General features: G+C 58.3%; 27 protein-coding genes and 1 other RNA gene. 16 read left to right on the forward strand and 12 right to left on the reverse strand.

Annotation, left to right across the window (positions count from 1 at the left end; genetic code table 11):
* Positions 1-9: 9 nt before the first annotated feature.
* From ACR0AP_RS06965 to rnpB, 3 genes are all read left to right on the forward strand, one after another.
* Complete coding sequence (locus ACR0AP_RS06965; RefSeq protein WP_480506199.1) at positions 10-714, forward strand: hypothetical protein; 705 nt, start codon at positions 10-12, stop codon at positions 712-714.
* Positions 671-1,384, forward strand: a complete 714-nt coding sequence (locus ACR0AP_RS06970; RefSeq protein WP_480506200.1) for an N-acetylmuramoyl-L-alanine amidase — start codon at positions 671-673, stop codon at positions 1,382-1,384. Before ACR0AP_RS06965 ends, ACR0AP_RS06970 begins: the two co-directional genes overlap by 44 nt.
* Before the next feature lie 124 nt (positions 1,385-1,508).
* Positions 1,509-1,906: RNase P RNA component class A (gene rnpB, locus ACR0AP_RS06975), an RNA gene on the forward strand.
* 6 nt (positions 1,907-1,912) lie between these two features.
* Here rnpB and ACR0AP_RS06980 read toward each other — a convergent pair.
* From ACR0AP_RS06980 to ACR0AP_RS06990, 3 genes are all read right to left on the reverse strand, one after another.
* Positions 1,913-2,245 (reverse strand): GYD domain-containing protein, encoded by a 333-nt coding sequence (locus ACR0AP_RS06980; protein ID WP_209597899.1) that lies wholly within the window; start codon positions 2,243-2,245, stop codon positions 1,913-1,915.
* Positions 2,246-2,312: 67 nt separating this feature from the next.
* Positions 2,313-3,155 carry a DUF2182 domain-containing protein gene (locus ACR0AP_RS06985; RefSeq protein WP_480506201.1) on the reverse strand — a complete coding sequence of 281 codons (843 nt, stop codon included), beginning with the start codon at positions 3,153-3,155 and terminating at the stop codon, positions 2,313-2,315.
* Between the two features lie 14 nt (positions 3,156-3,169).
* The gene (locus tag ACR0AP_RS06990) at positions 3,170-3,805 is read right to left on the reverse strand and encodes a DUF1326 domain-containing protein (protein ID WP_480506202.1); all 636 of its coding nucleotides are present in this window, start codon (positions 3,803-3,805) and stop codon (positions 3,170-3,172) included.
* Between the two features lie 278 nt (positions 3,806-4,083).
* Here ACR0AP_RS06990 and ACR0AP_RS06995 point away from each other — a divergent pair, with 278 nt between their 5' ends.
* The 3 genes from ACR0AP_RS06995 (at position 4,084) to ACR0AP_RS07005 (ending at position 5,809) form a co-directional block, all read left to right on the forward strand.
* Positions 4,084-4,791 carry a DUF533 domain-containing protein gene (locus ACR0AP_RS06995; RefSeq protein ID WP_480506203.1) on the forward strand — a complete coding sequence of 236 codons (708 nt, stop codon included), beginning with the start codon at positions 4,084-4,086 and terminating at the stop codon, positions 4,789-4,791.
* 127 nt (positions 4,792-4,918) lie between these two features.
* Positions 4,919-5,086: a 50S ribosomal protein L33 gene (rpmG, locus tag ACR0AP_RS07000; RefSeq protein ID WP_037309480.1), complete on the forward strand. Its 168-nt coding sequence runs from the start codon at positions 4,919-4,921 to the stop codon at positions 5,084-5,086.
* A gap of 216 nt (positions 5,087-5,302) precedes the next feature.
* Positions 5,303-5,809: a hypothetical protein gene (locus ACR0AP_RS07005; RefSeq protein WP_209504619.1), complete on the forward strand. Its 507-nt coding sequence runs from the start codon at positions 5,303-5,305 to the stop codon at positions 5,807-5,809.
* Between the two features lie 187 nt (positions 5,810-5,996).
* Here the strand turns inward: ACR0AP_RS07005 and ACR0AP_RS07010 are convergent, their stop codons facing one another.
* Both ACR0AP_RS07010 and ACR0AP_RS07015 read right to left on the reverse strand, forming a co-directional pair.
* Entirely contained in the window at positions 5,997-6,773 is a 777-nt protein-coding gene (locus ACR0AP_RS07010) for a Bax inhibitor-1/YccA family protein (protein ID WP_480506204.1), read from the reverse strand.
* Between the two features lie 182 nt (positions 6,774-6,955).
* The gene (locus ACR0AP_RS07015; RefSeq protein ID WP_480506205.1) at positions 6,956-7,165 is read right to left on the reverse strand and encodes a DUF1127 domain-containing protein; all 210 of its coding nucleotides are present in this window, start codon (positions 7,163-7,165) and stop codon (positions 6,956-6,958) included.
* A gap of 127 nt (positions 7,166-7,292) precedes the next feature.
* Here ACR0AP_RS07015 and ACR0AP_RS07020 point away from each other — a divergent pair, with 127 nt between their 5' ends.
* The gene (locus tag ACR0AP_RS07020; RefSeq protein ID WP_480506206.1) at positions 7,293-8,174 is read left to right on the forward strand and encodes a LysR family transcriptional regulator; all 882 of its coding nucleotides are present in this window, start codon (positions 7,293-7,295) and stop codon (positions 8,172-8,174) included.
* Positions 8,175-8,180: 6 nt separating this feature from the next.
* On the opposite strand, the gene ACR0AP_RS07025 is transcribed toward ACR0AP_RS07020, so the two are convergent.
* Positions 8,181-9,137 carry an NADPH:quinone oxidoreductase family protein gene (locus tag ACR0AP_RS07025; protein WP_480506207.1) on the reverse strand — a complete coding sequence of 319 codons (957 nt, stop codon included), beginning with the start codon at positions 9,135-9,137 and terminating at the stop codon, positions 8,181-8,183.
* A gap of 339 nt (positions 9,138-9,476) precedes the next feature.
* Between ACR0AP_RS07025 and ACR0AP_RS07030 the strand changes: the two genes are divergently transcribed.
* From ACR0AP_RS07030 to ACR0AP_RS07040, 3 genes are all read left to right on the forward strand, one after another.
* Positions 9,477-9,848, forward strand: coding sequence for a helix-turn-helix domain-containing protein (locus ACR0AP_RS07030; protein ID WP_209504614.1), 372 nt, complete (start codon positions 9,477-9,479; stop codon positions 9,846-9,848).
* Between the two features lie 45 nt (positions 9,849-9,893).
* Positions 9,894-10,685, forward strand: coding sequence for a histidinol-phosphatase (gene hisN / locus ACR0AP_RS07035; RefSeq protein WP_267365356.1), 792 nt, complete (start codon positions 9,894-9,896; stop codon positions 10,683-10,685).
* 114 nt (positions 10,686-10,799) lie between these two features.
* Positions 10,800-12,134: an 8-oxoguanine deaminase gene (locus ACR0AP_RS07040; protein ID WP_480506208.1), complete on the forward strand. Its 1,335-nt coding sequence runs from the start codon at positions 10,800-10,802 to the stop codon at positions 12,132-12,134.
* Here the strand turns inward: ACR0AP_RS07040 and guaD are convergent.
* Positions 12,131-13,417: a guanine deaminase gene (gene guaD / locus ACR0AP_RS07045; protein ID WP_480481992.1), complete on the reverse strand. Its 1,287-nt coding sequence runs from the start codon at positions 13,415-13,417 to the stop codon at positions 12,131-12,133. The genes ACR0AP_RS07040 and guaD overlap by 4 nt on opposite strands.
* A gap of 139 nt (positions 13,418-13,556) precedes the next feature.
* On the opposite strand from guaD, the gene mgtE reads away from it, so the two are divergent.
* The gene (mgtE, locus tag ACR0AP_RS07050; RefSeq protein ID WP_267365362.1) at positions 13,557-14,951 is read left to right on the forward strand and encodes a magnesium transporter; all 1,395 of its coding nucleotides are present in this window, start codon (positions 13,557-13,559) and stop codon (positions 14,949-14,951) included.
* Complete coding sequence (locus ACR0AP_RS07055) at positions 14,948-15,505, forward strand: 5-formyltetrahydrofolate cyclo-ligase (RefSeq protein WP_480481990.1); 558 nt, start codon at positions 14,948-14,950, stop codon at positions 15,503-15,505. The genes mgtE and ACR0AP_RS07055 overlap by 4 nt, the downstream gene beginning before the upstream one ends.
* Positions 15,506-15,508: 3 nt before the next feature.
* On the opposite strand, the gene ACR0AP_RS07060 is transcribed toward ACR0AP_RS07055, so the two are convergent.
* Complete coding sequence (locus tag ACR0AP_RS07060) at positions 15,509-15,736, reverse strand: putative hemolysin (RefSeq protein ID WP_267365364.1); 228 nt, start codon at positions 15,734-15,736, stop codon at positions 15,509-15,511.
* Between the two features lie 130 nt (positions 15,737-15,866).
* On the opposite strand from ACR0AP_RS07060, the gene ACR0AP_RS07065 reads away from it, so the two are divergent.
* The 3 genes from ACR0AP_RS07065 (at position 15,867) to ACR0AP_RS07075 (ending at position 19,382) form a co-directional block, all read left to right on the forward strand.
* Positions 15,867-16,682, forward strand: coding sequence for a TIGR00282 family metallophosphoesterase (locus ACR0AP_RS07065; RefSeq protein ID WP_209504607.1), 816 nt, complete (start codon positions 15,867-15,869; stop codon positions 16,680-16,682).
* Between the two features lie 87 nt (positions 16,683-16,769).
* A complete protein-coding gene (locus ACR0AP_RS07070) occupies positions 16,770-18,548 on the forward strand; it encodes an SLC13 family permease (protein WP_480506209.1) in 1,779 nt (592 codons plus the stop codon).
* Between the two features lie 96 nt (positions 18,549-18,644).
* The gene (locus tag ACR0AP_RS07075; protein WP_480506210.1) at positions 18,645-19,382 is read left to right on the forward strand and encodes a YbaY family lipoprotein; all 738 of its coding nucleotides are present in this window, start codon (positions 18,645-18,647) and stop codon (positions 19,380-19,382) included.
* 13 nt (positions 19,383-19,395) lie between these two features.
* On the opposite strand, the gene ACR0AP_RS07080 is transcribed toward ACR0AP_RS07075, so the two are convergent.
* From ACR0AP_RS07080 to ACR0AP_RS07095, 4 genes are all read right to left on the reverse strand, one after another.
* Positions 19,396-21,057 (reverse strand): FAD-binding dehydrogenase, encoded by a 1,662-nt coding sequence (locus tag ACR0AP_RS07080; protein WP_480486379.1) that lies wholly within the window; start codon positions 21,055-21,057, stop codon positions 19,396-19,398.
* 10 nt (positions 21,058-21,067) lie between these two features.
* Positions 21,068-21,925: a bile acid:sodium symporter family protein gene (locus ACR0AP_RS07085; RefSeq protein ID WP_480481982.1), complete on the reverse strand. Its 858-nt coding sequence runs from the start codon at positions 21,923-21,925 to the stop codon at positions 21,068-21,070.
* A gap of 73 nt (positions 21,926-21,998) precedes the next feature.
* Positions 21,999-22,733: a glutamine amidotransferase gene (locus ACR0AP_RS07090; protein WP_480481980.1), complete on the reverse strand. Its 735-nt coding sequence runs from the start codon at positions 22,731-22,733 to the stop codon at positions 21,999-22,001.
* A 16-nt stretch (positions 22,734-22,749) separates the two neighbouring features.
* The gene (locus ACR0AP_RS07095; RefSeq protein ID WP_480481978.1) at positions 22,750-24,522 is read right to left on the reverse strand and encodes an SLC13 family permease; all 1,773 of its coding nucleotides are present in this window, start codon (positions 24,520-24,522) and stop codon (positions 22,750-22,752) included.
* Between the two features lie 110 nt (positions 24,523-24,632).
* Here ACR0AP_RS07095 and ACR0AP_RS07100 point away from each other — a divergent pair, with 110 nt between their 5' ends.
* Entirely contained in the window at positions 24,633-25,373 is a 741-nt protein-coding gene (locus tag ACR0AP_RS07100) for a YebC/PmpR family DNA-binding transcriptional regulator (RefSeq protein WP_209504600.1), read from the forward strand.
* Positions 25,374-25,471 lie beyond the last annotated feature (98 nt).

Raw genomic sequence — 25,471 nt, forward strand, 5'->3', positions numbered from 1 at the left:
AGCCAAACAATGCGTGTTTTGCTTTTGGTCCCGGCCCTGACACTGGCTGCGGCTTGCACCAATGTCGCGCCGTTGACCAGCACGGGTTTCAACACGCCTGAATATCAGGCGCAGCGCGAGGCTCAATTGGCGGGCCAGGGTGGGGCGATCAATCCTCTGCTGGCTCCGGTCGATGTTTCCCAGCAACCGTTGGGCACGTCGGGAGCATCGACCTTTGCAACGGGTGAGAATGCGGACATCGCCAACCAGACTGCCGCTGCGTTGGCCAGCACGTCCGGGCAATCCGCGGTCCCCGTGTCGCCGGCTTCCGGCTCCAGCAGCAGTGCGATCTCTGACGAGCAGGATTTCGCAGCCGTGTCCGAGAGGCGCAGCATCCAATCCGATGCCGCCCGGATTGAGCAAAACCGCCAGACCTACGAAGTCGTCGCGCCAACCGCCGTGCCCGAGCGCACGGCGAGCGGCCAACCGAATATCGTACAATATGCGCTGAGCACCTCCAACCCGGTGGGCACGCAACTCTACAGCCGCTCTGGTTTCAACCTGCAAGCCAAGTCACAGCGGAACTGCGCGCAATTCCCGTCACCGGATCAGGCTCAGATCGAATTCCTGTCCAACGGCGGTCCGCAACGTGACCGCAAGGGTCTGGACCCGGATGGCGACGGCTATGCCTGTGGCTGGGACCCCAGCCCGTTCCGCAGTGCCGTTAACAACTGACGCCTTAACGCCGATCTGGCATCCGTCTCCGAATTTCGGCAAGCGCCGGGGCGGGCTGTTGCCATCCTTGATCGTGATCCACTATACGGCCATGGACAGCGCGCAGGCGGCTCTGGATCGTCTGTGCGACCCGGCTTCCGAAGTTTCGGCTCATTACCTGATCGGGGGTGATGGCACCCTGTGGCAAATGGTGCGTGAAGAAGATCGCGCCTGGCATGCCGGGGCAGGGGAATGGGACGGCAAGGACGACATCAACTCGCGCTCGGTTGGGATCGAACTGGAAAACACCGGCAAACATCCGTTCTCGCAGCCGCAAATGGCGGTGCTGGAACAGTTGTTGCCCCTGATCATGACCCGCTGGTCCATTACTCCGTCCGGGGTTATCGGGCATTCCGACATGGCGCCCGGGCGAAAATCCGACCCTGGGCCGCGCTTTGACTGGAACAGGCTCGAAAAGCAAGCGCTGGCCAAACCGCGCGGCACAGGAGTTGATCCGATGTCACCCGATGCAGAAGCATTTCGCGCCTCTGCTCGGATGGCAGGTTTCACCGCCCCCGTGGACGATGCAAAACTGCTGGCCGCTGTCCGATTGCGATTTCGCCCCTGGGCGAAAGGTCCGCTGGACATGGCGGATATGAATGCGGTCACCCCGTCGGACACAACAACCTGATCCGCTCTTCATCTGGCCAAAAATATCCCGGGGTTGAATTGGCCGCAGGCCAAGAAGGGGCTGGCCCCTTCTCGGACCTGTCAGCTCTTGACGCCGCAGACCGCAAAGCCTACCCAGCCCAGGCGCGGAGGGCCGGATGGCCGCTGGGGCGTATGCCCGAGAGGAAAGTCCGGACTCCACAAGACAACGGTGCCGGGTAACGCCCGGGCGGGGCAACCCGACGGAAAGCGCCACAGAAATCAGACCGCCCAGGGCCTCGGCCCCGGGTAAGGGTGAAACGGTGGGGTAAGAGCCCACCGCGCCGCTGGCAACAGTGGCGGCACGGCAAGCCCCACCGGGAGCAATGCCAAATAGGGTCCCCGCGCGGGCCGGTCGGCGCAAGCCGATACCGCCGCTAAGCGCGTCTTGGCCGAGAGGGACCGGGTTGGCAGCTTGAGCCGTGCAGCAATGCACGGCCTAGAGGAATGGTCATCAAAGGGGGCAACCCCGGAACAAGATCCGGCTTACAGGCCCTCCGCGCGTATCCTGTTATCCTCCGGGTGGCGTGTATGTCCCCGTCAATCTTGCGGCCTTCTCAGCAACCGAAACGAACTCGTCCGCGGTCCAGGCCCGCACCGTTTCTATGTTCGTGACCGCACCTGATGCCGCGACTGCCATGCCAACCGCCACAGCATCTGTTCCGTCTGGCGCTTCGCTGATCACGACCACGTCATTGCTGCCGGTTGTCATGTAAAAGGACAGCAGTCGGCCGCCGACTTTCTCCAGCAGTGCTTTCACCGGGCCGGTGCGGTTCTCGGGCTTTTGCAACATGCCTTTGACGCCAGCTTGCGAGTAAGTTGCGTAGGTAATGAAAACAGGCATTGGTACCTCCGTTTTAACGAGAAATCACAGGGCCTTTCAGTCAGCCGACCCCGAGGGCCGTCTTACGTCAGATGCCAGAGAGCAACGGTGCCACGATGTGCCAAAGACCTGCGCCGATAAGCGCCACACCAGTCACCGGCACCAGCCACCGGGCTGTCGGCAGCAGTTTTTCCAGCGCGACATAGGCGGCAATGCCAACAATCCAGCAGAGGTTCATGATTCCACCGACGAAAAGCAGCAGCATCAACGCCCAGCAGCAACCCAGGCAATATGTGCCGTGCAGAGCTCCGGTTCTGAGCGCGCCGAAGGGGCCGGGCCGGTTGTGACCGGCCAGAAACCTTGCAGGGTTCTGGCAGTGCCGAAGGCACGCAGTCTTCAAACTTGAAAACTGATAGAATCCGGCAGCCAGCAGAACACATCCCGCGAAGAGGCCAGAGCGGATTGTCATCATCGGCCCGCTCGACAGCCCGATATGTTCCAACCCCCACTGCAATGCCGTTGCAGTCAGGCTGAACGCACCCCAGGTCACCAGATAGCCCAACAGGAAACACAGGCTGAACTTTGCCGCACGGTCTTTCTCAGGACCCATTCGCTTTGTTGCGGCAAACAAAAGCACGGTTGGCGCGGCACTTGGGGTCATCATGGCAATCATCATGATCCACCACATCAGGAAAATGAGCAGAGCATAGCCGAAGCTCCAGGCGGTTGCAGAACCCATCTGCATGGGCTCTCCAACCGGGCCTGCCATGCGAGTCATTTCGACCGCAGACATTTTCATCCCGACGCCGGCAACTGTGTACCAGGCGGCTGCAAGAATGATCAGAAGGACGCTGCCCAACACGATTGCATTGTCCTGCCTCAACAGCCTCTCAATCGCCCCGGCAGGGGCTGCCGCACTCTGTCTGGTCATGAGAAAGTCTCCGGCTACGCGCCCAGAACACCGTGACCCGAGAGGTTCAGATGTGCGAGATGGGCGTGCGTGGCGTCAAAGGTAAGACTGATCTCACCACCCGTTGTTTTGGCCGACCCCGAGGCGGCCTCGGCGTGGCGGTACTCAAAGCCGTTCGGCAGCTGGATCGATGCCCTGTGCGCAGCGCCCGATACGATATGAGGAATCGGGCTGACCTCGACGTCGAAGACCCCCGGAACCCTAGCATAGCCGCTACGGTCATCGCGGTTCCAGTTCAATTCGATCGGGACAAAAAGCGTTTCATGTTTCGTCGGAGCCATCGCACTGTAGACGTACCACATGGTTGCCATTTCATCGGTGTCTTCACCGGTCATGATGGCCTGCAATGCTGCGCGCTGTTCGGCTGTAGCACTTTCGTCAATAATCTGTTGCATCTGACCATTGCCTTCGTGGATCGGTCCCGGCCAGTGATAAACACCTGCTGCCCGCAAACCGGCCAGATCAGTATCGCCATAATGTCCGCTTTCGATGTCGAAAACGACCACGGCCTCGCAATTGCCATGAGAAGGAAGAACGCTGAACTGGCAGGGGCAACCGAAGTTGCAATTACAATTGGCCAGTTCTTCGCCCTGAATAACCCATTCTGTCATGATAGCCCCCCAAGAAAAGCTGCGTAAAACAACACTGCTCCGCGCGGGCATAACCTGTTCACACTGCCTTGGTCGTCGAGCCTGAAGTCGGCCTCTTGGACGTATCAGTTGCGGCAAACTTATCACGATATCGTGATATGTACAAACTAACTCACCGCCCATTGGACCTCATCGGCTTGGAAATTCAGTCGGGAATCCCGTGGGGGTTGAACGTGGTATTCGCCTTTGCATTCCTTTGATAGAATTGGGGCGTATTTTGAAAAACCGGGAGGATTGTCATGAGCTTTATGAAGACACTTGCGTCCGTTGCAGTTGGTTTCGCGGCTGCGAAGGGGCTGGAAAAATACCAGAAAATGGGCGGAATGACTGGCTTGCAGGACATGATGCAAGGCGCAGGCGGCGGCCTTGGTATGGATCAGCTCGGCAAGATGGCCGAACAGTTCGGCCTTCCCGGAGGTGCGACAGGCCTTCAGGACATGATGGGTAAGATGGGGTTGGGGGGCAGTTCCGCCGGTGCCGCCGGTCTTGGCGGGCTTTTGAATGCGATGCAGGGGGCGGCCAGAACGGGCAGTCAGCAGACCACCGACATGATGGAGACCGTGTTTGGCGAAACACCAGCTGGGGCTGCGATGGAAGCTCAGGCCAAGCTCATGTTGCGGGCAATGATCCAGGCGGCCAAGGCAGACGGCGAGCTGGACGAGCACGAGAAAGAAACGATCCTCGGAGAGTTGGGCGATGACATCAGTGACGAGGAACGCGCATTCGTGCAGGAACAACTGAACGCACCTGTCGACGTCATGGGTCTGGCAGCTGATTCTGGAGCACCTCTCAGAACGCAGATTTATGCGACGTCTCTGGCGGCAATACGGTTGGACAACGATCGCGAGGCCGCATATTTGCGGCAATTGTCCACTGCGCTGGGTCTTTCGGACAGTGAAAGAGACCAGATTCACAGCTATATGGGTGCGCCAACGTTACCGGGTTAAATCTGTGCCCGATTCCTGGGCTGGGATCGTCCGATTGGCCTTGACATGCACAGCGTAGCGCGTAAAAGCGCACGCTCATAGGAATTCAACCGAAAGGCCCCTGCCTTTCCGGACGCAGGAGATAACCATGGCGAAGCCGACGACAATCAAGATCCGTCTGAACTCGACCGCGGGCACGGGCCACTTCTACGTGACCAAAAAGAACGCACGCACCATGACCGAGAAAATGACCATTCGTAAATACGATCCGGTCGTTCGGAAGCATGTCGAGTACAAGGAAGGCAAGATCAAGTAATCTTTCCGTTCCATTTGGACTTTCCAAAAAGGCTCTGCTTGGCAGAGCCTTTTTTTGTGCTGAATTCCGGTGCTTGGTCGCCAATTACGTCAACATGCCCATCTGGGGCCGTTGCAGGAGCGCATCAGCCACCGATGCAATCGCATTGGCTGTGGCTTGCTTTTTGTGCCGACCTGCAAGTACGCTTGAGCAAACCGCCACAAAATGTTGACCGCCATGAAAAAAATCTTGTTATCCACAATAGCCGTTCTGACTTTGGCGGCTTGTGAAGACCCGTTCAACCGTGAAGGTGTCGGGTTTACCGGAATCGATGGCGAACCCCGCACGATTTCCGACGTTCCCGGAGCCGTCGCATTTCTGCCGCCTGAAACGAATGTCCCGGCTGAGCTGGCAGAACTTCAGACCGTTACTCTATTGGCTGATGAAGTGGACCCCTCCAAGGTGGCAGCCGTTGCTATCGATAATGGCGGGCGGACGCCGGACAATGCGGTCCAGCTACAGGGCAGCGATACGAACCTGTTCCTGAGCACCGTCAGTGTCAACGGAACCTTGTTTGGTGTCCTTCGCACGCCGACGAACAGCGTAAAGGTCGATAACTCGATCGGTGTTGGTTTTGCGCAAGAGGCCGAGCGTTTTACCGGGTGCCTGCCTGCTGGTGATGTGTTCCGCAAAGGCACGTCCGAGCGTAGTTCGGGCTTTGCGGTGCCGTTGAACTGCAGCTAAATCTCATACCTTCTGATGTATCAAGCCCCCGCCGATCTGGTGGGGGCTTTTTCTTGTCTGGGTACGCGCGGACGCCAAAGCTTTGTCTGGAAGGATTTGTGCATCGGGCAAGCGCGATCATCAGTTGGTTCTAAACGAAAAAAGGCCGGTCTGACGACCGGCCTTTATCCCTTACATTGGTTTGCAATTACTCGCGGTTACCCAAGAATTGCAGCAGGAACATGAACAGGTTGATGAAATCCAGATACAGGTTCAATGCACCCATGATAGCGGCCTTGCCCAGCCATTCCTGATCGCCACCATGGGCCATTTGCAGGTATGTGTTCTTGATATTCTGGGTGTCATAGGCGGTCAGGCCCGCGAAGATCAGAACGCCAATGGCCGAGATTGCAAAGGCAACGGCCGAAGACGCCAGAAAGATGTTCACAACCATCGCGACGATCAGGCCGATCAGGCCCATCATCAGGAAAGTGCCCATGGCGGACAAGTCTTTCTTGGTTGTGTAACCATACAGGGAAAGGCCCGCGAACGCGATTGCGGTGATCAGGAAGACCTGAATGACCGACTCACCGGTGAAAACAAGGAAGATCCAGCTGATCGAAACGCCCATCACCGCTGCAAAAACGTAGAACACCAGCTGTGCGGCGGCCGCCGACATACGGTTGATCCCGGCACTGAAGCCGAAGACAAACAGCAGGGGTGCAAACATGATGACCCAGCGCAGGGGCGATGCGTAAATGCTGTAGCCCAGCGATGTCAGATAGGTATCGGCATTCAACTGTGCCGCCGCGGCTGACGGATCGCTTGTGGTTGCCAGGCCCGCGATGGCCCAGGCTGCTGCGAATGTGATCAGCATGCCTACGGACATAGTGCCATAGACTTTGTTCATATGGGCGCGCAGGCCCTCATCAATCTCGGCAGCGCGCGCGCCGGCCGCCGTCCGGATCGTGTCGAATTGTGCCATCAAAGGGTCTCCCTTTACATAATTATGCAGCCCCCGGCTGTGCGGGAAGCGTTCTAGGCAAATATCGGCAACTCAGGGCTGTGTTTCAAGTATTTACCGCGGAAAACCAACTAATTTACGCAACAAAAGTGGCGATCCGTAACAAGTGACCGCCACTCATGAACTAAAGATTTGTATTTGCATCATTTCTGCCAGAATTCCGGCGCGTCCCAGACGAAGCGTCTGGCTTCGGCATCGGCCTCTGATCTGGAGATTCCGATGTCCTGAAGGGCGCGATTATCAAGTCGCGCCAGCTGGTGGCGTTGACGCTTCAGGGAAACAGCACGCCTGATGATAGTGCCGAGCGATTGCTTTTGGGGCTTGCAAGGGCGATGAATGGCAATTTGGGTCATGCTTATTGTCCTTTCGTGTGTTTGCGATGGTTTCTCTCGCCTTTATCAATTTCCTTGATTGATATGGGGGAGTATGACATATATTGAAAACGAATATTTTTGATGAAACGCATAAGGAATCGTGAAGGTGCGGAATCTGGACATTACAACCCTGCGCTCATTTGTTGCTGTGGCGGATCAGGGTGGGGTGACGCGCGCTGCCGGGTTCCTGCATCTGACGCAATCTGCGGTCTCGATGCAGTTGAAACGGCTGGAGGAGTTGCTTGGCCTGCAGTTGCTGGACCGCAGTGGTAGAACGATTGCCCTGACCGCGTCCGGTGAACAATTGCTGGCTTATGCGCGCCGCATGATCGCATTGAATGATGAGGTCATCTCGAAACTGACCGATCAGGCCTATGAAGGTGAGGTGGTGTTGGGGGTTCCTCACGACATAGTTTACCCGGCCATCCCACGGGTCCTGCAACGGTTCAACGCGGATTTCCCACGGGTCCGAGTTCAGTTGGTCTCGTCTTATTCCTTGCAGTTGAAAGACATGTACAAACGCGGCGAATGTGACGTGATCCTGACCACGGAACCGTCGTCGGTGGACGGTGCGGAAACCATTGCAGAGCTGCCCTTGCGCTGGATAGGTGCGCCGGGTGGATCGGCCTGGCGCAAGCGTCCGCTGCCTTTGGCACTTGGACGTCGCTGCTTGTTTCGACCACAGGTGATATCCGCGCTGGATGCAGCCGGTATTCCCTGGGAGTTGTCGGTGGAAACTGAAAACGACCGCACAATCGAGGCCACGGTCAGTGCTGATCTGGCAGTGTATGCGGCACTGGAAGGTACCGAAGCCGCACATCTTGAGCAGATCGAAGGCGGCGGTGCGCTACCGGACCTGCCTGCGCATATGATCAACCTGTATGGTGGCGAGCCGGGTCGAGACGCGGTTGTCGAAGCACTGGCGCAGTTGGTGCGTCAGAACTTCCGCCTGCTTGCGGGAACGCAACTGCGTGCCGTGGTGGGTTGATTGCGGTCAGGGGGTGATCACGATTTTGCCCGTCGATTTCCGCTCTTTCAGCAACCGCAGGCCCTGCGCGACCTCATCAAGAGGCAAGACGTGGCTAATGTGCGGATTGATACGGCCCTCGGCGTGCCAGCGGAAAAGGGTGCCAAAGCTTTCGCGCACGGCTTCCGGCCGGAACTTCAAATACCCGCCAATGTAAAAGCCGATCACGGTCAGGTTCTTGACCAGCAGATGATTGGCGGGGATTTGCGGAACATCTCCCCCGGCAAATCCGATGGGCAGCAGGCGGCCTTCAGGGTTGGTGGCGCGAAAGGCCGCCTTGAACACATCGCCGCCGATTGCGTCATAAACGACATCCGCGCCGCCAAGCGATCTGACCCGATCCCTCAGATCCTCTGAGGCATCAATCAGGTAGTCGGCCCCTGCGGCGCGTGCAACGGCCAGCTTTTCGAGGCCACGGGCCTGTGCGATGACGGTGGCGCCCATGAGCTTGCCGATTTCAACTGCGGTCAGCCCGACACCGCCCGCTGCGCCGGTAACCAGAAGCGTCTCGCCGGGTTGCAGTCGGGCGCGGTGGTCAAGCGCCATGTGGCTGGTGCCATAGGCAATCTGGATCGCAGCGGCGTCTTCGAAACGGGTCGTGCCCGGCAACGGGATCGCGCGATCGGCATCGAATACGCCAAATTCTGCGAGCCCTCCCTGACCGGAATAGACGGCAATCCGGTCGCCTAGTTTCAGGGTGGACACATCTGGACCTATGGCATCCACGACACCGGCGATTTCCATACCCAAAGTAAACGGTGCAGGCGGTGTATCCTGATACGTGCCTTTCTGCATCAACAGATCAGCGAAATTCAAACCGCAGGCTTTGATCGCAACCCGCACCTGACCTTCACCCGGTTCGGGTTTCGGTACATCGCACAGCTGGGCAACTGCCCCGTCAGATCGAATACAATAGGCCTTCATTTGGCTCCTCACGTGTTTGGGGCATAGGCACGTGGGCTGTGCAAGATGTCAATTCCTTATGCGCGGCGCCCCGAAACGACTGCAAATCTGTCGCATGTCCAACCGGGCCACGCGAAAAGCGGGCAGGGCATTTGACGCATACAACCACAGCCCTTGTGAGGGGGGATCGATTCAACCAGCTTGAAAAAAAATTTAAAACGGGCAATATAGACTATCAGTGCTGGTAAACGGGGGACGGCACAGTCCGGATCAGGGGGCGTTTAAGGGGAGCCCTCTTGGTATTGCGATATCGGACGTCGCACGATCCCGTACAAATGTGTGTAGTAGAGGAGAATACCAATGACTCATCACGTCGATGTTCATGTGGGCAAGCGCGTTCGGCATCGCCGCTGGCTGATTGGGATGACCCAGCAACAGTTGGCGCAGCAAGTTGGTATCAAGTTCCAGCAGATCCAGAAATATGAGACCGGAGCCAACCGAATCAGCGCGTCGCGCCTGTGGGACATTGCCGAGGCATTGGACGTTCCGGTCAGCTTCTTCTTCGAAGGATTGGAAGAAGCCCAGAAAAGCAGCTCGGAAAAGAAATCTGTTCCAGCTGATCTGATGGGCGATAAAGAAGCCTTGGATCTTGTTCGCTCTTACTACGCAATTCCGGAAAACCAGCGCCGCCGCCTGTTTGAACTTGCACGTGTCCTCAGCGACGTCGCCTGATCAGACCGGCTTGACTTTGCCAGGTAATGCCCGCACCAGAGTCCCATGCATCCGGCGAGTTTAAGCGACATTGAAATTGCAGAAGAAATGGCCGAAGCGGCACGCGCGGCCATTCTTCCTTTTTTTCGTCAGACCAATCTGGAAACTGCGAACAAGCTGACCGAAGGGTTTGACCCCGTCACCGTGGCGGACCGGGCCGCCGAAAAAGCCATGCGAGAGGTTCTGTCCCGGTTGCGCCCCGAAGATGGCGTGTTGGGTGAAGAATACGGTGCGCACAAAGGCAGCAGCGGCCGAACCTGGGTCTTGGACCCCATCGACGGGACGCGCGGGTTTATCAGTGGTACACCAACCTGGGGCGTTCTGATCGCGCTCAGCACAGCAGATGGGCCGATCATGGGGGTGATTGATCAGCCCTACATTGGCGAACGCTTTGTCGGATCGACAGCTGGTGCGCAGCTTACAGGGCCGCTGGGGACCAGTAAGCTGCAAACACGGGGGACGAAATCTCTAGCGCAGGCGACGCTGTTCACCACTTTTCCTGAAGTCGGCACCCCGGATGACCGGGCCGGGTTTCAGGCCGTATCAGAACAGGTGCAACTGACCCGGTATGGAATGGACTGCTACGCTTATGCCTTGTTAGCCGCTGGGCAGGCGGATCTGGTGATCGAAGCAGGGCTGAACTCGTATGACATTCAGGCCCCTATTGCGGTTATTCAGGCGGCAGGTGGAATTGTGACCGACTGGCAAGGCGGCCCGGCGCATGAGGGCGGTCGTGCATTGGCCGCAGCCAACGCAGAGATACATGCAGAGGCGCTTCAGATCCTGCGTCGGTTCTGAAACCTGTTGTCGCAGATCCCGATGGCGGGTACATAATACACAGTCGGTTCTTGAGCCCGTTTTCCGCCGACCTTCGCACTCCTTGCAAGAGACGGGCAGATGCAGGAGCGCGACATGACAGAAATCCTACTTAAAAACGCTGATCTGATCCTGACGATGGACGAGTCCCGGCAGGAACTCCCCGGGGCTGACATTTTGATCCGCGACGGCCAGATCGCGGGGATCGGGCACGGATTGCAGGCACAAGGCGAGGTTCACGATGTTTCGGGCTGTCTGGTGACACCCGGGCTGGTGAACACCCATCACCATCTTTACCAAACATTGACCCGCGCGGTGCCGGGCGGGCAGGATGCATTGCTGTTCGGGTGGCTTCAGACACTCTATCCGATTTGGGCGAAGTTCGGACCAGACGAGATGTTCACCTCGGCCCAGATCGGTTTGGCAGAGCTGGCACTGTCAGGCTGTACGCTCAGTTCTGATCACCTGTACCTCTATCCCAATGGTTCGCGGCTGGAGGATACGATTGCTGCCGCATCCGAGTTGGGGATGCGGTTTCACCCAACACGCGGCGCGATGAGCATCGGTGAAAGTGATGGCGGCCTGCCACCGGACAGTCTGGTTGAAGAAGAAGCAGCCATACTGGACGACATGATCCGTGTCGTGGATGCGTTTCACGATCCGTCAGAAGGATCGATGTGCCGCGTAGGTCTGGCCCCGTGTTCACCGTTTTCCGTCAGCCGGGACCTGATGCGAGATGCAGCCCTTCTGGCACGGGACAAAGGCGTGATGTTGCATACACATCTGGCTGAAAACGATGAAGATATCGCCTATTCACAGGCTCAGTTCGGTTGTCGGCCCGGTCAATACGCCGAAGATCTGGGTTGGACTGGCCCGGATGTGTGGCACGCCCATTGTGTCAAGTTGGACGGGGCCGAGATTGATCTGTTTTCGCGTACGAAAACTGGTGTCGCTCATTGCCCATGTTCGAACTGCCGTCTGGGATCAGGCATCGCGCCGGTGCGGGCGATGCGCGATGCGGGGGTAAAGGTAGGTCTCGGCGCTGATGGGTCGGCCAGTAATGACAACGGTAATCTGATGCTTGAGGCTAGGCAGGCGCTGCTGTTGCAGCGGGTGGTCAATGGGGCAGATGCGATGTCGGCCCGTGAAGCGTTGGAGATTGCGACACGTGGCGGGGCCGATGTGCTGGGGCGTCCCGACTGCGGGCGGCTTATGCCGGGAAAACGCGCGGATGTCGCTGTCTGGGATATGCGCAGTATCGAATGCGCAGGCAGCTGGGACCCGGCAGCTCTGCTTCTGGCCGGTCCGATGCAGGTAAAGCACCTGTTTGTCGAAGGCCGCCAGATCGTGCGGGATGGGCATATCACGACGATTGACCTGCCCCGCGTGATTGAGCGTCAAAACAGTCTTGCCAAGGGGTTGCAGGCCTAGGCGGCCTGCCGCCCACCAATCCAGACCTCGGCCACAGCCCGATCATCACCCATCATGATGGTCGGGAAGATTGCCTCCCAAACATCGTTTGCACAAGCTTCGCGCTGGGCGATGGCCGGGGTCGAGGCGAGATCAATCACGACCAGATCCGCCTCCATTCCCGGAGCAATGTTGCCGATGCAATCATCCATCCGCAGGCTGCGCGCCGACCCGACTGTACCCAGCCACAGCAATTGCGCCGGATGCAGGGGGCGCCCACGCAACTGACCGATTTCATATGCGGCAGCCATGGTGCGAAGCATTGAAAAACTTGATCCGCCACCGGTATCCGTTGCCAAACCGATCCGGTGGCCATCGTGGATCAAGCCGTTCATGTCGAACAGACCCGACCCTATGAAGGTGTTCGAGGTGGGGCAGTGGATCAGCGACGCATCAACCTCGCGCAGACGATCGCGTTCCCGGTCTTCCAGATGGATGACATGCCCATAAAGTCCGTTCTGCCCCAGCAGCCCGAACTTTTCGTAAGTGTCCAGATAGTCCCGCGCATCGGGAAACAGGGAGCGGACCCACTCGATTTCGTCTGTCTGCTCGCTCAGGTGTGTTTGCATCAGGCAATGGGGATGCTCCGCCCAAAGCGCGCCCATGGCCTCAAGCTGTTCAGGGGTGGACGTCGGTGAAAACCGGGGCGTGATGGCATAGGACAGGCGGTCGACACGGTGCCATTTCTCAAGCAGCGCGGCAGATTGGTCATAGGCGGTCTGGGCTGTGTCACGCAGACCTTCAGGCGCATTGCGATCCATGCAGGTCTTGCCCGCGACCACGCGCTGTCCCCGTTGCAGCGCGGCAGTGAAAAAGGCATCCACGCTTTCGGGGTGGATGGTGCAAAAACTGCACATCGTCGTGGTGCCATGGGCGGCAGTCAGATCCAGATAACGGTTGGCGATTTCAGAGGCGTATTCAGGATCACCAAACTTCATCTCTTCCGGGAAGGTGTAGGTGTTCAGCCAGTCGATCAACCGCTTACCCCAACTGGCAATCATGGCCGTCTGTGGGTAGTGCACATGCGGGTCAACGAAACCTGCAATGATCAGGTGATTGCCATGGTCCTTGATGACGGCATCAGGGTGACGCCGCATCAGCGCATCAGACGCGCCGACATCAGCAACGCGTCCTTTGTCAATCACGACGGCTTCGTCCAGTCGGGTCGCTTCGGTTGGCTCTCCGTCAAAGGGTGAGCCTGTGAAACTCAGAACGCGCCCTTTCAAAAGCGTCTTTTGCGCCATTTGCCCTGTTCTCCACCTGTTTGGGACCGCGCTGTAGCATAGGCAGACGAAAGAAGTGGGTAAATCGGCGCATTGTCATTGTTTTCTGGTAGCTGCTTCTTCTATTTAGGGGCCAATCGCCGAAAGAAGGGGGCAGCGCATGACGACAGGCAGTGATCAAGCCGAACACGATCTGCCCCACGACGAAGACGCGTATGCACTGGATCGCCGGACAGTGGCGGCGATCCTATACGCCGTCGATGTGGATGATCGCGACAAGCTGATTGAGCTGATGGAGCCACTGCACGCGGCTGATATCGCTGACCTTCTGGAGCAGATCAATCCTTATGACCGGGCGCGGCTGATCCGGCTTTATGACAAGGAATTTGACGGTGACATCCTGTCTGAACTGGACGAAGCGGTCCGCGAGGAAATCATCGCCGTCCTGACCCCCGAGGTTCTGGCGGAAGCCGTGCGCGAGATGGAAAGCGACGACGTCGTTGACCTTCTGGAAGATCTTGAGGAACCGCAGCAGGAAGCCATTTTGGGCGCGCTCGAAGATTCCGAGCGGCTAGCGGCGCAACAGGCGCTTGCTTACCCCGAGAATTCGGCTGGTCGTTTGATGCAGCGCGAGGTCGTCATGGCGCCCGAGCATTGGACCGTCGGTCAGGCCATCGACTTCATGCGTGCCAATGACGATCTGCCCGAGCAGTTCTATCATGTTGTTCTGGTCGATCCGCGCCTGAAACCAACAGCGCAGGTGACATTGGGCAAGCTGATGGCGTCCCGTCGTGAGGTGCCGTTGCGCGATCTGGCGGAAGAGGAGTTTCACATCATCCCCGTTGATCAGGACGAGGAGGACGTGGCTTACGCCTTCAACCAGTATCACCTGATCTCGGCCCCCGTGGTGGATGCCGATGGGCGCCTGGTTGGTGTGATCACCATCGATGACGCGATGGTCGTTCTGGATGAAGAGCACGAAGAAGACATCCTGCGCCTTGCCGGTGTGAGCGACGAAAGCTCTCTGTCCGACAGTGTCGCGGCGACCAGTCGGCGACGGTTGCCGTGGCTGGCGGTAAACCTGTGCACAGCGATATGTGCTTCGTTGGTAATCTCGCAATTTGCGGCGGCAATTGACCAGCTTGTCGCGCTGGCCATCCTGATGCCGATTGTTGCATCCATGGGGGGCAATGCGGGTACTCAGTCGCTGACCGTTGCAGTGCGCGCACTGGCGACGCGCGACCTGACCAATTCAAACGTGATGCGCGTTATCAGGCGGGAACTGCTGGTGGGCATGTTGAACGGGCTCTGTTTTGCCATTGTACTGGGGACCGTGGGGATGCTGTGGTTCGGTTCACCTTGGCTGGGTGTCGTGATTGGGTCAGCCTTGGTCGTGAACATGATCATCGCGGGCTTTGCAGGTACGGTAGTACCGGTGGTGCTGGATCGTCTGGGAATTGACCCGGCTCTGGCGTCAGGAACCTTTGTGACAACCACAACCGATGTCATGGGGTTCTTCATCTTTCTTGGGCTTGCCAGTGTGGTGCTATTGTGACCGATCTGACTGAAATCAAAGCAGCTGCACGCAAAGCGGCATTTGCGCGCCGCAAGGTCGCGTTCGACACGCGTGTTCCCGGTGCAGCCGGACGTTTGTCCGAGGTTCTGGCGGGTTATCGCGGTGTGCCCTTGTCAGGCTACATGCCGATCCGGACCGAGATCGACCCGGTATCCGCCATGGCTGAAGCTTCGGCTTATGGGCCTGTTGGTGTTCCAGTGATCCAAGCCGCTGGAAAACCGCTGAAATTTTCGCGCTGGACGCCGGAAGGACCGCTGAAAGACGGCCCATTCGGTGCCAGAGTGCCCGAGGTCGATGATTATTTCGACCCCGAGATCCTGATCGTGCCGCTGGTGGCTTTTGATGCCAACGGCGGGCGTCTGGGATATGGCGGTGGATTTTATGATCGCACGCTGGAAGGATTGCGAGGCAAGCGCGCGACACTGGCAATCGGTTTCGCTTTTGACGCGCAAGAGGCGCAGGATCTGCCGCTGGAGCCAACCGATCAGCCGTTGGACATAGTTATCACGGAAAGCCGGGTGCTGACGTTCTAAGCCTCATTGCTGAAAGTGGCCGCGTAGATAGTCCCAGGCATCCACTTCCGTGCCGTCCTTCAGGATGCAGACACCAAAGACGCTTCCGTCTTCGTTCTTCCGAAGTTGGTAAACTCCATCATTCTCGACGCAAAAGGTTGCCGCGGGATTGGGCATGGATGTCTTTGTGCCTTGCGCCATAACGCCCGAAGCGACCACAAGGCCGAATGTCAATATTGCCAATAACTTCACAACATATCCTTTTGATATAAGCGCATGGCTAAGACTTTGCCACGCCTGCAAGCAATTTCAAGTTCGGGCTCAACTTAAATTTCACGGTTCCGCCTTGTTATTGCCCAGCACAGCCCCTACGACCCGGATCATGAGGATTTTGTTTCTTGGTGATGTCATGGGGCGCGCGGGGCGCGCGGCCGTTCAGCAACATTTGCCGCGCCTGCGCGACGAATGGCGGCTGGATTTCGTTGTGGTCAATGGCGAAAACGCGTCGAACGGCATGGGGTTGAGCGGCGATCACGCCAAGCTGCTGCTGGATGCCGGTGCAGATTGCCTGACATTGGGCGACCATGCGTTCGACCAGAAAGACATGCTGCAATATATCGAGAAAGAACAGCGCATCGTGCGCCCGGTGAACTATGCCAAGGGCGCGCCGGGGCGGGGGCACCGGCTGTTCAACGCACCCGGAGGGCGCAAGGTTCTGGTGGTGCAGGTATTGGGGCAGGTCTTTATGAAACGGCCATTCGACGACCCGTTCTCGGCCATAGAGCCCATCCTGAAATCGCACCCCAGGGGCGGGCAGGCACAAGCCATCATTGTCGATATGCATTGTGAGGCGACGTCCGAGAAGATGGCCATGGGTCACTATTGCGACAAGCGCGCCAGCCTTGTGGTGGGCACACATACCCATGTACCGACAGCGGATTCGCAGATTCTGCCGGGCGGCACAGGCTATCTGACGGATGCGGGCATGTGCGGCGACTATGACTCGGTCATTGGTATGGACAAGCAGGAACCGATGCGCCGGTTCATAACCGGGATGCCCAAGACCCGGTTTACCCCTGCTAATGGCGAGGCCACGCTGAGCGGAGTGTTCGTCGAAACGGATGATCGCGACGGTCAGGCCAAATCTGTTCGCATGGTGCGCGTTGGTGGGCGTTTGGAACAAGCCGGGCCTGATTAACGAACGTCGGGCTTGCTCTGCCACGCGCAATGCGTGAAACTGCATGTCATCAGGCGCTTGGGCCAGGGTTCGGACAGAATACCACGAATGAATTTCCTTCCACTGACAGAGACGGGCAGCGCAATTCTGGCGCTGCTGATTGTTGCGAGCATGTTCGTCATGTTCCTGCGCGAGGTTTACCCGACCGAGGTTGTGGCCATCGGAGGTGTCTCACTGATGCTGGTCACAGGGATATTGCCCTATCAAAGCGCGCTGGCGGTCTTGTCCAATCCCGCGCCCTGGACGATTGCGGCGATGTTCATCATCATGGGGGCCTTGGTGCGGACCGGGGCCTTGGACGCCTTTACGTCGACCGCGCAAAGGCAGGCGCAGGTCAACCCGCGCATTGCCATCGGTTTGCTGATGGGGTTTGTCGTGCTGGCGTCGGCTTTTGTGTCGAACACACCCGTTGTTGTGGTCATGATCCCGGTTTTTGTTCAGATCGCCCGCACGCTGAATGTGCCCGCGTCAAAGCTGCTAATTCCACTCAGTTATGCCGCCATTCTTGGCGGGACACTGACACTGATCGGAACATCCACCAACCTGCTGGTGGATGGTGTGGCCCGCGCGCAGGGGATGAAAGCCTTTTCGATATTCGAGGTCACGCCGCTGGGGATTGCACTGGTGATCTACGGCATGATCTATCTGCGTTTCATCGCCCCCAGATTGCTGCCCGAGCGGGACAGCATGGCCTCGCTGCTTAGCGATCGCTCCAGGATGAAGTTTTTCACAGAAGCGGTCATTCCACCCGACAGCAACCTGATCGGGCGTGAAGTGACCGGCGTTCAGTTGTTCAAACGCCCTGGCGTGCGACTGATCGACGTGGTCCGGGGCGATGAATCGCTGCGGCGCAATCTGAAGGGCGTTGAATTGCAGGTCGGTGACCGCGTGGTCCTGCGGACCGAGATGACGGAACTTCTTAGCCTTCAGACCAACAAAGAGCTCAAGCGCGTGGATCAGGTTTCCGCTGTGGAGACCAAGACGGTCGAGGTGCTGATCACACCCGGATGCCGGATGGTGGGGCGGACATTGGGAATGCTGCGGTTGCGGCGCCGGTACGGTGTCTATGTGCTGGCCGTTCACCGCCGTAATCAGAATATCGGTCGCCAGTTGGATGACCTGGTGGTGCGGGTCGGGGATACATTATTGTTGGAGGGCGCCCCGGCAGATATCCAGCGCCTTGCGGCGGACATGGATATGGTGGATGTCAGCCAGCCTTCTGCACGCGCCTTCCGTCGCAGCCATGCGCCAATTGCAATTGGCGCGCTGGTCGGGATCGTCGTCCTTGCAGCGCTGGGTGTCGCGCCGATCCTGCTGTTGTCGATTGTGGCCGTAGCCGTGGTTCTTCTGACCCGCTGCATCGACGCGGACGAGGCGTTCTCCTTTGTCGAAGGTCGCCTGTTGGCGCTGATCTTCGCTATGCTCGCCATCGGTGCGTCACTGGACAGCTCTGGCGCGGTTTCACTGATTGTCGAGGCCGTGGCGCCGGGACTAAGCGCTCTGCCGCCCTTCCTGATCATCTGGGCGATCTACCTGCTGACCTCGGTGCTGACCGAACTGGTCTCCAACAATGCGGTCGCGGTTGTGGTCACGCCTATAGCTATCGGGCTGGCCCAGGCCGTCGGAATGGACCCGCGCCCGTTGGTGGTTGCCGTTATGGTGGCGGCTTCGGCGTCCTTTGCAACACCGATCGGATACCAGACCAACATGATGGTCTACGGCCCTGGCGGCTACAGGTTCACCGATTTCATGAAGGTGGGTGTTCCGCTTAACCTGACGGTCGGATTGTTGGCATCCCTTCTTATTCCATTGATCTGGCCTTTGTGATTTCGGCGCAGAATCGCCACTTTGGCAAGGCACATCTTGCAAAGACCCAAGGGCACACGATCTTTTGCGAAGAGGGTTTGCAAAAGGATTTGACCGATGCAGCATTTGGGTCGCGCAATATGGGCGGGTGCAGCAACTTGGGCAGCGTTAAGCGGTGTCGCCATTGCCGGTGCAGTTGAAGGGACCGCCACATACCGAGAGCGCATTGCACTGCCACCGGACGCAACCCTTTATGTCGAGCTTCAGGATATCTCGCTGGCCGATGCTCCCGCTGTCACGCTTGCCGCGCAACGGTATGCGCTGAGCGGGGTGCCCGCACAGTTCAAATTGACCTATGACGATGCACTGATCATGGATGCTCATCGCTATAGCGTTCGGGCATCTGTGATGCAGGGGCAAAACCTGCTGTTCACCACAGATACCGTTTACCCCGTTCTGACGAATGGGGCAGAAAATGCCGCTGATCTTCTGTTGGTTCAGGTCCAGGGGCAGGGGGCGGCAACGCTGGACAACACCCAATGGGCCGCCTCGGGCCTGAATGGTGCGCCTGTCGAAGCCGAGAAACGCCCCGAGCTTGTCTTTGGTCAGGATGGGGTTTTTTCAGGAAGCAGCGGCTGCAACCGGTTCAGCGGTCAGGCCGAGATTTCCGGTAATCGCATTGCGTTTCCAGACAACATGGCGGCAACACTCATGGCGTGCCCGCCCCCGCTGGACGCGGTTGAGCGGCAATTCCTGCAAGCCTTGCAGAACGTCACGACATTCGCGATGCAGGGCAACGCTCTGGCTCTGCTGGATGCGCAGGGACAGCCGGTGATCAAACTGATGCGCAAGTAACAGGGAAAGTGCGTCAGGCGACGGCCCTTGAACGCCCGGCATTGCGACCGGAAAAGATGCAGCCGCCCAGGAATGTGCCTTCCAGCGCGTTGTAGCCGTGATAGCCGCCACCGCCGAATCCGGCGACTTCGCCAGCAGCGAACAGGCCCGGTACGACATTGCCGTCTGATCCAATCATCTGACTGTCCAGATTGGTCTGCAACCCACCCAGAGATTTGCGTGTCAGAATATGCAGCTTGACGGCAATCAGCGGGCCGTTGGCCGGATCCAGAAACTTATGCGGTTTGGCTGTGCGGATCAGTTTATCTCCGCGGTAATTGCGCGCGGCAAGGATTGCCATCATCTGCGCATCTTTCGAAAAGGGGTTGTCGACCTGCGAATCCCGGGCTTCGATCTGGGCACGCAGTTGAGCCTCATCTATCGGAGTGTCGCCCAGATGGTTCATGCCGTTGACCAGTTCGGTCAGCGTGTTGGCAACAACAAAGTCCTCACCCTTTTCCTTGAACGCCTCGACCGGAGCAGTTGCGCTGGAACCTGACAGAATGCGCTGGCGGATAACCTCTTTCCAGCTGCCCGAAGTGAAGTCGGGGTTTTGTTCCGACCCGGACAGCGCAAATTCCTTTTTGATCACCTTCTGGGTCAGAACGAACCAGCTGTATTCATATCCGGTTTTCAGGATCTCACGCAGTGTCCCCAATGTGTCGAACCCCGGCAGACAGGGAGGTGCCAGGCGGTTGCCCCTGGCGTCAAACCACATTGAACTTGGGCCGGGCAGGATGCGAATGCCGTGGGCGGGCCAGATCGGGTCCCAGTTGCGGACGCCTTCGGTGTAATGCCACATCCGATCACCATTGATGACATGGCCCCCCGCTTTTTCGCTGATTGCGATCATGCGGCCATCAACGTGAAAGGGTACCCCTGCAACCATGTCTTTGGGAGGCTCACCCAAACGGTCCCGGGGCCAATTTTGACGCACCATGTCAAAATTGCCGCCAATACCGCCGGAGGTGACGATGATCGACGGGGCATAAACTTCGAACTCGCCAACCTCATCGCGGTTGGTTTTGCCACCGCGCTGGGAGGTGTCATCGGCCAGAATTTCTCCGGAAACACCTTTGGCGGTTCCGTTCTGCATGATGATATGGCTGACCTGGTGGCGGAACTTCATCTGGATCAATCCGGCGCTGACATGGTCGCGGACACGTCGGATAAAGTGTTCAAGAACGCCGGGGCCGGTGCCCCATGTGATGTGAAAGCGCGGGACCGAGTTGCCGTGCCCCGTCGCATAAGACCCGCCACGTTCGGCCCAGCCAACGACCGGAAACCAGCGCAGGCCCATTTCGTGCAGCCACTGACGCATCTCGCCAGCCGCAAACTCGATATAGGCTTCGGCCCATTTGCGGGGCCATGCGTCTTCGTCACGGTCAAACTGTGCGCTGCCCATCCAGTCGCGCAACGCCAGATCGTGGCTGTCGCGTATACCCATGCGGCGCTGTTCGGGGGTGTCGACCATGAACAGTCCACCAAGGCTCCAGAACGCCTGACCGCCCAGAAAGGTTTCGGGTTCCTGATCGAGTATGATTACCTTTTTGCCTCGGTCGCCCAGTTCGGCTGCGGCGGCCAATCCGGCCAGACCAGCACCGATTACGATCGCATCAGCAGTGTTGTTTGTCATAACGGTCCTTTCAGCGCCTGCGGAACCAGACAAGAAACGGCAGAACCACGGCGTACATCGTAATGCCATAAACCGCCGAGGGCAGGGCCAGCGGGCTGAACCCGCTTTCGGTATTCGTGATCAGCGCCGCCAGTGTAATGCCCAGCGTGGAGTTTTGAATACCGGTTTCGATCGAGATCGTCTTGCACTCATTCCAGGACAGGTTTGATATCCGCGCAAGCCCCAGCCCGATGAACAGCAGGGTGATATTCAAAGAAATCAAGCCTGCGCCCATGATGCCAAGATTGTCGACGAACAATTGCCAGTTCCCGGCCAGTGCCGCGGCAACGATCAGCACGAACAAAACGGTCGCGAGCGTTGACAATCCCGGCTCTACGCGGTTTGCAAACTCCGTTGCAAAGTAGCGAATTCCGACCCCGATTGCCACAGGCAGCGTTGTTATCAGAAACAATGCAACAGCCAGCCCGGTGATCGAAACCTCGGGGGCTTCGTCGCCCATGAAGTGCCTGATCGACCACGCGGCCAGTATTGGCACGGTCACCATCGACAAAAGGCTGATCACCGCGGTCAGGCTGACTGAAAGCGCGACATCGGCTTTGGCGAGCTTGGAGAGGATGTTGCTGGTTACGCCGCCCGGGCAAAAACTGAGCAGCATGAAACCAACCGCGATCTCGGGGGGCAATGCAAAGATTGTGACCGTCACAAAGGCTGCGACTGGCAAGAGAACAATCTGGCTTACCGCCCCGATGGCAAAGGCGCGTCGCCGGCTCAGGATACGACGGAAGTCTGCCACCTCCAGCCCGATGCCCAGAGACAACATGATAATGGCAAGCGACACCGGCAAGCCGACATTCAAAAGCAAATCCAAGGACAACCCCTCCCAAAGTTGCGTCAGATCAGCCTATGCGAGGGGGCAAGGCGCAGGCAACCGCGCCGTTGGGTCACTCGTATCGCTGGACGAAACGGCGCAGGATTTCACCGGGTTGCGTAACCTCTGCCGAATGGCAATGGTCGATCAGTTTCTGCGCGTCTTCGGGCGGGAAGTAGCCATGGTTCTTGTAGATGTTGATGCGTTGTTCAAAGTCTTTGGCATCGGCTTCCGGGTGGAACTGAGTGGCATAGACGTTCTGGCCCCAGCGGATCATCTGGAACGGGCAGGGGTCGGACGCAACAAGGTGAACGCAGCCCTCGGGCAGGGTTTGAACCGCTTCTTTGTGACCAACAAAAGCATCAAAGGTGGCGTCCAATTCTGCGGTAAGCGGGTCTTGTTGTCCTTCGGGGGTCAGTTGGCACCTGGACGGCCCCACAGGTTCGCTGTACCGGGCTTTACTGACGTTGCCATCCAGATGTACGGCCAGAATACCAAGGCCATAGCAGCAGCCCATGAACGGGTGATCCTGTTCGATGATCTGCGGCATCAACCCCATGATCGCAGCCTCGATCCGGGCATCCAGCGGGGATTTGGTTGCGGGGTCATCACTGACGCATCCCGGTCCGCCGCCTACAATAACCCCCGCATAGTCGGCGACTTTCAGCCCTTCCGGCAGGTCTTCGCAATCCAGACGGATGCGGTGTGTGCGTTCGGGCGATAACCCGCTGCGGTTCAGGATCGAAGCATATTCTGCGTCGGAGGCATCCGTTTCCGGGCGCAGTTGCAGGATCAAAAAGCGTTTCATGATCAGCCTTTACCCGTCACAGCGGCCAAAAGACAAGGATGGCGGGGACGGAAACCGCGATGATCAGAGCCTCCAGCGGCAGGCCCATGCGCCAGTAGTCGCCAAAATGATAGCCGCCGGGGCCCAGAACCAGCGTGTTGTTCTTGTGACCGATAGGCGTCAGGAACGCAGCCGAAGCCGCAACGGCAACGGTCATCAGGAAAGGGTCGGGCGACACCCCGAGCGTTTGGGCCATCTGGATGCCCACCGGTGCCGCGACGATGGCGGTGGCGGTGTTGTTCAGTACATCCGACAAGGTCATCGTCACGACCATCAGTACCGTCAGGATCGCCCATGCAGGCAGACCGTTAGTCAGCTGGATCAGCGCATTGGCAATCAGCTCGGTGCCGCCGGATGTTTCCAAAGCGCTGCCCAGTGGGATCATCGAACCCAGCAGCACGACAACGGGCCATTCGATGTGGTTATAGATCTCCGTGATTGGCATGACTTTGGTAAGCACATAGGCAATGACGACAAGCCCCAATGCGACTGGAAGGTAAATCAACCCAACACTGGCCGCAAAGACGGCAGCGGCAAACAGACCGATGGCCAGCCAGGCCTTGTCGTTTGCCGTCACGTTCAATCCGCGTTCGGCCAGTGGCAGACACCCCAGCCAATCGGTCACATCAGCGCTGCGATCACGAGGGCAAAGCAGCAGCAGGATGTCTCCCGGTTGAACCTCGGTCTTGCGAACCTGTTCGGTGATCTGACGACCCTGACGCGAGATGCCCATCAGGACGGTACTTTGGCGCCAGGCCAACCCGATACCCTGCGCAGTACGGCCGCTTATGCGCGCGCTTTCGGGAACGACCACTTCGATTACTTCCAGACCTTCGCCCTCGGCAGTCAGCAGCTCTTGCCGTCGCGTGTCCGAGAAATCCAGTTTCAGCGCAGAACGGAATTCGTCCAGTGCTTCGGGGCGTGCTTCCAGCACCAACGCGTCGCCATCGTTCAGTGTGGCATGGGTTGACCGACCATATCGCCGTTTCCCATCCCGGATCAGGCCGATGATAGCCACGTCGGATTTTTCGGCCGTTTCATAAAGTTCGCTGACCCGTTTGCCGATATGGGCAGACCCCGGCGGAATCGTCAGTTCGGCAATGTATTCGGCCAGCACCTCGGATGTTTCTTGTTGCACGCCGCGATTGGGGATCAGCCGCCATCCGATCAGCGCGACAAATGCCAGACCGGCAATCGCTGCAATTCCACCAACAGGTGCGAAATCGAACATGTGAAACGGCTCACCCAGTGTTTCCTGCCGGATCGAGGCGATGATGATATTCGGCGGGGTGCCGATCAGGGTGACCATGCCCCCCAGAATGGTGGCAAAGCTCAGGGGCATCAGGGACAGACCCGGGGGCCGACCCGCTTTGCGCGCGGTCTGAATATCCACGGGCATCAGCAGGGCAAGCGCCGCGACATTGTTCATGAAGGCCGACAGAATCGCACTGATCCCGCCCATCAGGGCGATATGCGCGCCCAGCCCCCGTGACGCATCAACCAGAGTGCGGGTGATCAGAAAGACCGCACCCGACCTGACCAAACCGGCAGAGACCACAAGCACCAGCGCGACGATAATTGTCGCCGGGTGGCCAAAGCCCGCAAAGGCGCCACCCACCGGCACAACACCCAGAACGACGCCGATCATAAGCGCGGCAAAGGCCACAAGGTCGTATCGAAACCGACCCCATAGCAGCATTCCGAAGACGGTGATGAAAAGGGCAAAAAGTATGATCTGATCTGTCGTCATGCCGTCACCATACAAGGCGGTGAGGTCGTCGCAAGCCGCTCTCTTGATCCTGCCCCCCGCAAACGTCTATATGAGCGCCGAACACGCAAACATGATGACGAGGACGCACTATGGCAGGCCACTCCAAATGGGCCAACATCCAGCACCGCAAGGGGCGTCAGGACGCCGCGCGGTCCAAACTATTTTCCAAACTGTCCAAAGAGATCACCGTGGCCGCCAAGATGGGCGATCCCGATCCAGACAAGAACCCGCGCCTGCGTCTGGCGGTGAAAGAAGCCAAGTCGAACTCGGTCCCCAAGGACGTGATCGACCGCGCGATCAAGAAATCGCAAGCGGGTGAAGGCGAGGACTACGAAGAAATCCGCTATGAGGGCTATGGGCCCAATGGTGTTGCGGTAATTGTCGAAACCATGACCGACAACCGCAATCGGACCGCATCGACCGTTCGTTCCACGTTCTCGAAGAACGGTGGCAATCTGGGCGAGACCGGCTCGGTTGGGTTCATGTTTGACCGCAAGGGTGAGGTCATTTACCCGGCAGATGCTGGCGATGCCGACACGATTTTTGAGGCCGCCATTGAGGCCGGAGCCGAAGACGTCGAAAGCTCGGAAGACGGTCACATCATCTGGTGCGCGGATACTGATCTGAACGATGTCTCAAACGCTCTGGAAGGGGCGCTGGGCGAGTCTGAATCCACCAAGCTGGTCTGGAAACCGACCACAACGACGGAACTGGGCCTTGAGGACATGCAAAAGCTGATGAAACTGGTCGATGCACTGGAAGACGATGATGACGTTCAGCGTGTCACGACCAACTTCGAAGCCACCGACGAGGTCATGGCTCAGCTTTGAGCTGACCCATACCAACTCATTGAAACCCGGTCGCAACGGCCGGGTTTTTTGTTTTTTGACGGTTTTATTGAATTATTGGCTGAAACATTCGATGCGCT

The organism is Ruegeria sp. AF7 (genome assembly GCF_056541885.1).